We start from the raw sequence: 7,598 nt of genomic DNA on the forward strand, positions 1-7,598 counted from the left end.
GGCAGGGTCAGGTGAGGGTCGTGGGGGGTTCGGCCAGGCGGGGTCGCAGCGGCCGCTTCGGAGCCAGCCAGGAGGACTCCGGGGACTGGTCGGGGTTGACCTGCCAGTCGCGGGACACCCGGTCGACGGCGATCGGGTAGATCGTCAGGGTCCCGTCGGGATCGATGCGCAGCCGCAGGAACGCCTTGGCGTCCTCGATGCCCTGCCCGGCGAAGAGCTCGTTGAGGTTCACCCCGAACGCGCCCGCCACCAGCAGGTACGCGGCCACCAACTGGCTCGCCACCAGCCCGCTCACCGGGCCGTAGAGCACCGCCGCGGCGACGGCCGGCAGCGGCCACGGCCAGTCGTAGAAGGGCAGGGCCAGCCACGCCCAGGTGCCGGCGGCGGCCAGCCCGATCTGGGCCAGGCCGTGGCCCACGCCGAGGATCCAGTGCCGGGCGTGCCGCTTGCCGCCGGAGCTGGGCGGCTTGGCGAAGAACGCCGCCGCGAGCATCGTGACGATCAGCATCGCCATCAGCGGCACGCTGAACAGCCGCTGGTCCGTCCCGCTCGGGTTGGTCGCGACGCCGGCCATCGCCAGCATCAGCAGCGTGTGCAGGGTGCCCAGCAGGGTGGTGAAGCCCGGGTTGCGCAGCGGCAGGCGGGGGAAGATCCCCCACGCGTACCGCCGGGAGCGGGCCTGCTCCGGGTAGCGGCCGGCCAGCTCGTACGGGTGGGAGGCGCTGGCCCGCCGGGCGAGGGTGTCGCGCGGCGGCACCTCGATGCGCTTTGGGAGCTGGTGCGTCGGGTAGAGGTACGCGCCGCCGCCCCCGCAGGTGATCAGCTGGCGGTCCGGGCCGGCGTACCGGGCGTAGTGGTGCAGGTCGCCGGAGATCAGCAGCCGCACCTGGGCCCCGGTGGGCGCGACGATCGTACGGATGAAGTAGTCGATCGAGTCGTACGCCGTGGGGTGGTCGGCGGCCTTGACCCACGTCGGCGCCGGCACGGCCAGGATCACCCGGCTCTGCGGGCCCAGCCGCTCGGCGACCCGGTCGAAGTAGGTGAGCTGCGGGTCGTCGAGATACGAGCCGGACTGGTCGTCGAGGCCGAGCAGCCACCAGCCGGCGGGCAGCTCCACCGCGAAGTACGAGCGGGACTGCCCGGTCTCCCAGCCGCCGAAGTGCCGGTCGCGGGACCGGACGAAGAGCCGCAGGAAGGCGGTCAGGCCGTCGTACCAGTCGTGGTTGCCGGGCACCGCGAAGAGCGTGGGCCGCTCGGGCGGGGTGACCGGCAGCGCGGCCTGGTAGGGCCCCTTGCACCGGTCCTCGTACGCCTCGAAGGCCGCCGACGGGTAGACCTGGTCACCGCCCATGACCAGGGTCTGCGCGCGGGGCAGCCGGTGCCCGTCCACCTCCAGCTCGGGCTGGGCGATCAGGTACGCCACCGAGTAGGTGGCGTTGAATCCGTCGCCCAGGTCGGCCACGTAGTCCAGCCAGAGCCCGCCGTCCGGCCCGACCTGCCGCGCGATGCCCGCGTCGAGGGAGTTCTGCAGCTCGCGCTTGTCCAGGTACGCCCCGAAGAGCATCGCCAGCAGCGTACGGATGCCGGTGCTGATCAGCAGGAACGGCGCGAGCCACGGCACGGGCTTGCGCGGGGTGAAGCCCAGCTCCCGGGGATCGGTGCCGCGTGGCCGGCGCGCCGCCCGCCCGCCCGCCGACTCGCTCGTGTGGGCACTCTCCGCCGCGCCATCCTGCGGATCCACGTCGGGGGCGCGATCGTCGTTCACCCGCCGCAGCGTAGTCCCGGCCGACGGCGGTCGCTGTCCGGCGGACGACGGTTCGGGGTCGGATGTCCGGATGGGGAACCCGCTCGGCCCGCCGGCGGGTCGTGCCGTACACTTGCTGATCGTTGCCGCCTTAGCTCAGTCGGCTAGAGCGACGCACTCGTAATGCGTAGGTCGACGGTTCGATTCCGTCAGGCGGCTCGGTGAAGAAGCCCAGGTCAACGACCTGGGCTTCTTCGTTTCTCCAGGTCGGTCACGCCCGTCGAGATCCCGTCCGCACATGGCCCGCACCCCCGTGCCACGCCAAGCTGCCCGCGCAACGACCCGGCCCCGGACACCGAAGGCCCGGGGCCGGGTCCTGGCCCGTGTGACTCTCCCAGCGGGTCGGATCAGACGATCTTGAGATTGGCCATCATGCCCATCGCGCTGTGGTCGACCATGTGGCAGTGGTACGGGTAGACCCCGCGCCAGGTGTCGAAGGTGGCCTGGAGCCGTACGCTCTGCCCGGGCCAGACGATCACAGTGTCCTTCAGGCCGGACTCGGTGGGATCGGCCGGTGCGCCGTTGCGGCCGAGCACCCGGAACTGCACCAGGTGCATGTGGAAGTTGTGCGGCATGAAGGCGTTGGCGTTGGTCACCGTCCACTCCTCGGTGCTGCCCCAGGCGATGGTGGTGTCGATCCGCGCCGGATCGAAGACCTTGCCGTCGATGTACGCCTGGTGCCCACCGGAGCCCGGCTCGTCCATCCGCAGCTCGATGTTGCGGCGCACGGTCGGCGTGGGCAGTGGAGGCAGGGTGCGCAGCCGCTGCGGTACCGAGGTGCGGTCCCGCCCCTTCGCCCGTACGACGTCGAAGCGCATCACCTGGCCTACCTGCTCGGCCGGGCCCGGCCCCATCAGGTTCTGCAGCACCACCGAGGTGCCAGGCTGGTAGCGGGCGAAGTCGATCACCACGTCGAGCCGTTCGCCGGGCGAGAACAGCAGGTGCTGCATGGTGACCGGTGCCTCCAGCAGGCCTCCGTCGGAACCGATCACCGTGATGTCCCCGCCGTCGGCGAGCCGCAGCAGGAAGAACCGCAGATTGCTTGAGTTGACCAAACGGAAACGGTAGCGGCGGGCCTGTACCTCAAAGCGCGGCCACGGCCGCCCGTTGACCAGCAGGGTGGTCCGGTTGTCGGCGTCGTCCATGGTCCAGACCAGCTGAGCGTTGGCGTCCAGGTGCGCGTCGCGTAGCACCAGCGGGACGTCGAACCGGCCGCGGGGCAACGGGAGCGCCGCCTCGGTGCGGTCGGTGAGCAGGTAGAGGCTGGACAGGCCCCGGTAGAGGTGCTCGGCCTCCATGTGGTGGGTGTGGTCGTGCATCCAGAGCGTGGCGTGCGGCTGCCGGTTCGGATAGTTGTAGACCCGCTCGCCGCCGGGCGGAATCGTGGCGTCGCCCGAGCCGTCGTCGCCGGGGGCGGTGGCGCCGCCGTGCAGGTGCACCGCCGTGGGCATGTCCAGCCGGTTGCGCTGGCGTACCACCACCCGCCGACCCGACGTAGCGCGGATCGTCGGGCCGGGCAGGTCGCCGTTGTAGGTGTACACCTCGGTGCGGGTGCCCGGCACGATCTCCAGGCGCCTGCGGTGCATCGTGACCGAGTAGTAGTCGGTGGTGGCGGTCCGCAGCACCGGGCGCAGGGTCTGCGGCACGGTCAACGGGACGGTGAACGGGGTCACGGGCGGGGGCGTCGGGGAGGCTACCCCTGCCGCTGCGGGGGCTGCGCCCAACCTTCCGGCGAGGCTGGCCAGGCCGCTGGTCGCCCCGATGATGCCCGACGCCGCACCGAGGCGCAGCAGTTGACGACGAGTGGACAAGTTGGTCCCTTCCCAGGATGTTCGCGAGAGTTCCCGCAGGCGCCGGCGGCTGGCGGACCGGACGGTCGTCGCAGGCACGATGATGCCGGCAATCACACAGAGAGGTGACCCCTATCGGCCGCGCACCTGGAGACGCTCTGCGGGTCGAATGCCCCTATGGATGGCAGGGCGGGTGGGCGTGACGGGTGCGGGGAGATGCCGGTGGATCTCGCGGGCGACGACGGGCCGCCGAGGTGGCGAGGCGTGTCGTACGGTCGACGCATGCCCGCACCCGATGACGTCCTGGCCGCCCTCCGCGACTTCGTGGCCCGCGTCGACGCCCTCGATCCGGCCGCCGCGCCGCAGGGCGAGCTGGTCGTCGGCCTGCGGGGCGTGGAGTCGCGGCTGGCGCTGAGCGCCCCGGTCGCCCGCGCCCTGGTGGAGGCGTTGCGGGCGTACCACGACCCGCGCGACCGGGGTCGCTGCGACCACTGCGGCGGCGGGCGACCCGACGACAACTTCCTGTGCGGAGACTGCGGCCGACCCAGCGGGCTGTTCGGCCAGTTGGTCTCCGAGCGGGCCGCCCGGCACCCGGAGCAGGGCGCGGTCCCGGCGGCGCCCGCCGCGGGCGGCCGGCACGCCCGCGCCGACGGTCGCTGACCCCGGCGGGCCCGACCCGACCGCGCGGTGCCGCGGCCCTGCCGGCGGCGACCACGGCCGGGAGGCATGGCGTACGTCGGCGACCCACGACTTTTGTCGGTCCTCGTCGCTACCCTCCCGGCGTGACTGATCTGGTGGATGGCGTGCGGGTGCCGAGCGTCGAGGAGGAGGCCCGGTTCTGGGCCCTCATCGAGGCGGCCTGGGAACGGCTCGGCGACGAGCCCGCCGCGCTCCGGCGCGCGCTGCCGACGCGGGACCCGGCAGCCGGCGACGAGGGCCTCTACGCCATCGACGCGTGGCTCGACCGGTTCCTCGACAACCTGCGCCAGCTCGCCGAGGGACTGTCCAGCCGGGAGCTGACCGACCTGGACCGGGTGCTCGAGCGCAAACTGCACGACATCGACCGGGCCGACGTGCACGAGGTGACCGACGGCTCCGACGACGGTTTCCTCTACTCCCGGGGCCACATCGTCGCGCTCGGGCGGGATTTCTACGAGGCGGTGCACGCCGATCCGACCGTCGCTCTGCCCGACACCGCGTACGAGGCCATGTGCTACTTCTTCGCCAGGCTGCACAGGGAGCGCTTCGGCGCCTGGCCGGAGACCGGCTCGGGCATCTCCCGCGAGTCCTGCACCAACCCGGCCGGCTGGAGCGCCTGACACCACGCCCGCCACGGCGGGGGCAACCAGGAGTTCCGCGCGACGGCCCGCACACTGACCGTACGCAGTCGTCAACCCTCCGGAGGCAGCCTCATGCAGTACGCACCCGTCGTCGTCGCCCTGCCGATCGCCGACCGCCCCACCTCGTACCGCTTCTACTCGGAAGGGCTCGGCCTGGAGGCCATCGGCGAGTTGGCCGAGGACGGCATCCCCGAGCCCCTGCAGTACGCCGTCAACGACGGCCTCCGCGTCATGCTGGTGCCCACCGGCGGTTTCGGCTGGGTCATCGGCGACCACGAGGTGGCCCCGCGCGGGCAGAGCGAGTGCCTCGTCAGCCTCCCGGCCGCGACGCCGGCCGAGGTCGACGAACTCGTCGGGCGGGCCCGGGCCGCCGGCGCGCAGGTCGTCGTCGAGCCGGCTGCCCAGCCGTGGGGCTACACGGGCACCTTCGCCGACCCGGACGGTCACCTCTGGACGGTGCAGGCCGACGGGCGCTGACGCCACCGACCGGACCGAGACGAGCGGACGGCCCGGTTCGCGGGGAACCGGGCCGTCCGCCGACAGGGGCAGGCGTGCGGGGAGGTCAGAGGGTGCGGTGCGGGTAGCCGGCGGTGCCGGGCTCCGGAACGACCTCGACCTCGGTCACCACGTACTCCGTGTCGGTCGTCGTGGTGGCCGGCCGGTCGTCGGCGTCGGAGCGGCGCTTCGCGGCCGCGGCGGCTCCGGCGGCTGCGGCGGCCCCGGCCACGGCGGCACCCGCCGCCACGGCCTTGCCGGACACGCCGGCGCTGCCGCTGTCGCCGCGGGTGGCGGCGGCATGCTCGACGCCCGGGGTGCCGACACCGAGGCCGCTGTCGACCGAGCCGCGCCAGGCGCCGCTCTCGACGCCGCGCTCCTCGATGTACGTCTTGAACTTCCGCAGGTCGGATTCCGCCTGCCGCTCGATGATGTTGAGCTTGTCGCCGGCCTTCTCGAGCAGGCCCTCGGGCTCGTACTCGAGGTGCAGGCTGACCATGGTGCGGTCGGCGTCGACGGGCTGGAAGTAGACCGCGCCGGCGTTGGTCACACCCTCGGTGGCCGCCCAGGCCACCTTCCGGTCGGGCACCTGCTCCAGCACCCTGGCGTCCCACTCGCGCTGGACGCCACCGATCTCGGCGACCCAGTGCATGCGCCTGTCGTCGAGCTGGCGCACCTCACGGACGCCCCCCATGAAGCGGGGGAACTCCTCGAACTGCGTCCACTGGTTGTACGCGGTGCTGACCGGAACCTGTACTTCGATGGACTTCTCGACCTTCGTGGTCACGGGCAATCCTCCTCGTCAGGTTGAGCCGTCATCGTCGACGAAACTCCTACCCCGACCGAGGGCACTCAACCGCCGGACCTGCCGACACACCACATCGGAGGGCCGCCGATCGCCCGTCGAGGCCGGTCAGTCGGCCTGTTCGGGGAGCCCGCGCAGGCGGCGTACCGGGGAGAAGGTGACCCACAGCACCCCGGCGAGCGCGCCCGCCGTCGCGATCCACAACGCCGGCCGTACGCCGAGGGCGGTGCCGAGCGCGCCGCCGAGCAGCGCGCCGATCGGCCGGATGCCGTAGTTGATGGTGCGCCGGGCCCCGGCGATCCGCGCCAGCAGCGCCTCCGGGGTCAGCGCGGTCTGCACCGAGCCGACCGTGATGTCGAGCAGCATCACCCCGGCGGCGGAGAGGAACTCGGCGGCGAAGAGCATCCCGACCATCAGCGGTGTCGGCCCGCCGGCGAGGGGGATGAGCACCAGGGGGGCGGGGAAGAGGACGAACCCGGCCAGCAGGGTCGGGCCGACGCCGAAGCGGCGGACCAGCCGGCCGGTGAGCGCCGCCCCGATCAGGCCGCCCACCGCCCCCGCGCCCAGCACGGCGCCCAGCAGGCCGGGCGCGAGGCCCAGCTCCTGCGTGGCGTAGAGCACGAAGAGCGCGATGAACATGAAGTTGAACAGGTTGATCGTGGTGGTGCCGAGCACGGTCGCGCGCATCATCGGCGTCCGCGCGATGAAGCCCAGCCCGGCGCCGAGGGCCAGCCCACCGCCGCGCGCGGGTGCCGGCTCCGTCGGCCGGATGCGCACCAGGAAGTACGCGGACAAGACGTACGACAGCGCGTCGGCGACCAGGGCGATCGGCGCGGTGAGCACCTGCACGAGGACGCCGCCGATGCTCGGCCCGGCCACCAGGGACATCGCCCGGCTGCCGTTGATGAGGGTGTTCGCCTCGACGTAGTCGGCGCGCCCGACCACGGAGACGAAGAGCGGCCCCCGGGCGACCTCGAAGATCACGGCGAGCGTGCCGACGGCGAAGGCCGCCAGGTAGAGCTGCGGCATCGTCAGCAGGTCCAGCATGTACGCCACCGGCACGGCGGTGAGCAGCAGCGCCCGCCCGAGGTCCGTCAGGATCATGAGCCGGCGCTTGTGCGGGTACCGGTCGACCCAGGCGCCGGCGAGCAGCGAGAAGAGCAGGTTCGGGGCGAGCGCGGCGGCGGTCAGGTAGCCCATCTCGGCGGGGGTCGCCTCGAAGACCAGCACGGCCAGCAGCGGCAGGGCCAGAGTGGAGATCTCGTCGCCGAAGTACGAGACGGTCTGCGCCGACCAGTACCGACGGAACACGCGCTCGCGCAGCAACCGGGGCAGCGGGCCGCGCCGGGCGGGACCGTCGGGTG

General features: G+C 72.7%; 6 protein-coding genes, 1 tRNA gene and 1 pseudogene. 4 read left to right on the forward strand and 4 right to left on the reverse strand.

Features of this window, described 5'->3' with window-relative positions; all coding sequences use genetic code 11:
* Positions 1-7 precede the first annotated feature (7 nt).
* Positions 8-1,741: a metallophosphoesterase gene (locus tag F6X68_RS28110; RefSeq protein ID WP_151457090.1), complete on the reverse strand. Its 1,734-nt coding sequence runs from the start codon at positions 1,739-1,741 to the stop codon at positions 8-10.
* A 148-nt stretch (positions 1,742-1,889) separates the two neighbouring features.
* Between F6X68_RS28110 and F6X68_RS28115 the strand changes: the two genes are divergently transcribed.
* Positions 1,890-1,963 (forward strand) — tRNA-Thr (locus F6X68_RS28115).
* A gap of 188 nt (positions 1,964-2,151) precedes the next feature.
* On the opposite strand, the gene F6X68_RS28120 is transcribed toward F6X68_RS28115, so the two are convergent.
* The gene (locus F6X68_RS28120) at positions 2,152-3,477 is read right to left on the reverse strand and encodes a multicopper oxidase family protein (RefSeq protein WP_225852467.1); all 1,326 of its coding nucleotides are present in this window, start codon (positions 3,475-3,477) and stop codon (positions 2,152-2,154) included.
* Between the two features lie 399 nt (positions 3,478-3,876).
* Between F6X68_RS28120 and F6X68_RS28125 the strand changes: the two genes are divergently transcribed.
* The 3 genes from F6X68_RS28125 to F6X68_RS28135 all read left to right on the forward strand — a co-directional run bounded on the left by F6X68_RS28125 (position 3,877) and on the right by F6X68_RS28135 (position 5,411).
* Positions 3,877-4,254 (forward strand): hypothetical protein, encoded by a 378-nt coding sequence (locus F6X68_RS28125; protein WP_151457086.1) that lies wholly within the window; start codon positions 3,877-3,879, stop codon positions 4,252-4,254.
* A 122-nt stretch (positions 4,255-4,376) separates the two neighbouring features.
* The gene (locus tag F6X68_RS28130) at positions 4,377-4,913 is read left to right on the forward strand and encodes a DUF4240 domain-containing protein (protein ID WP_151457087.1); all 537 of its coding nucleotides are present in this window, start codon (positions 4,377-4,379) and stop codon (positions 4,911-4,913) included.
* A gap of 93 nt (positions 4,914-5,006) precedes the next feature.
* Positions 5,007-5,411, forward strand: a complete 405-nt coding sequence (locus F6X68_RS28135) for a VOC family protein (protein WP_151457088.1) — start codon at positions 5,007-5,009, stop codon at positions 5,409-5,411.
* Between the two features lie 355 nt (positions 5,412-5,766).
* Here F6X68_RS28135 and F6X68_RS34455 read toward each other — a convergent pair.
* Positions 5,767-6,216, reverse strand: a pseudogene (locus F6X68_RS34455) (SRPBCC family protein); the annotation flags it as partial.
* A gap of 126 nt (positions 6,217-6,342) precedes the next feature.
* The coding region (locus F6X68_RS28145) for an MFS transporter (RefSeq protein ID WP_370518999.1) at positions 6,343-7,598 on the reverse strand (1,256 nt) is incomplete at its 5' end.

Origin of the sequence: Micromonospora sp. AMSO12t, from assembly GCF_008806585.1 — a bacterium.
In the GTDB taxonomy this organism is placed as follows: Bacteria; Actinomycetota; Actinomycetes; order Mycobacteriales; family Micromonosporaceae; genus Micromonospora; species Micromonospora reichwaldensis.

Bases quoted from the DNA above. Each gene is read 5' to 3' on its own strand.
- F6X68_RS28125 (WP_151457086.1), top strand. From the start codon at position 3,877: ATGCCCGCACCCGATGACGTCCTGGCCGCCCTCCGCGACTTCGTGGCC.
- F6X68_RS28135 (WP_151457088.1), top strand. From the start codon at position 5,007: ATGCAGTACGCACCCGTCGTCGTCGCCCTGCCGATCGCCGACCGCCCC.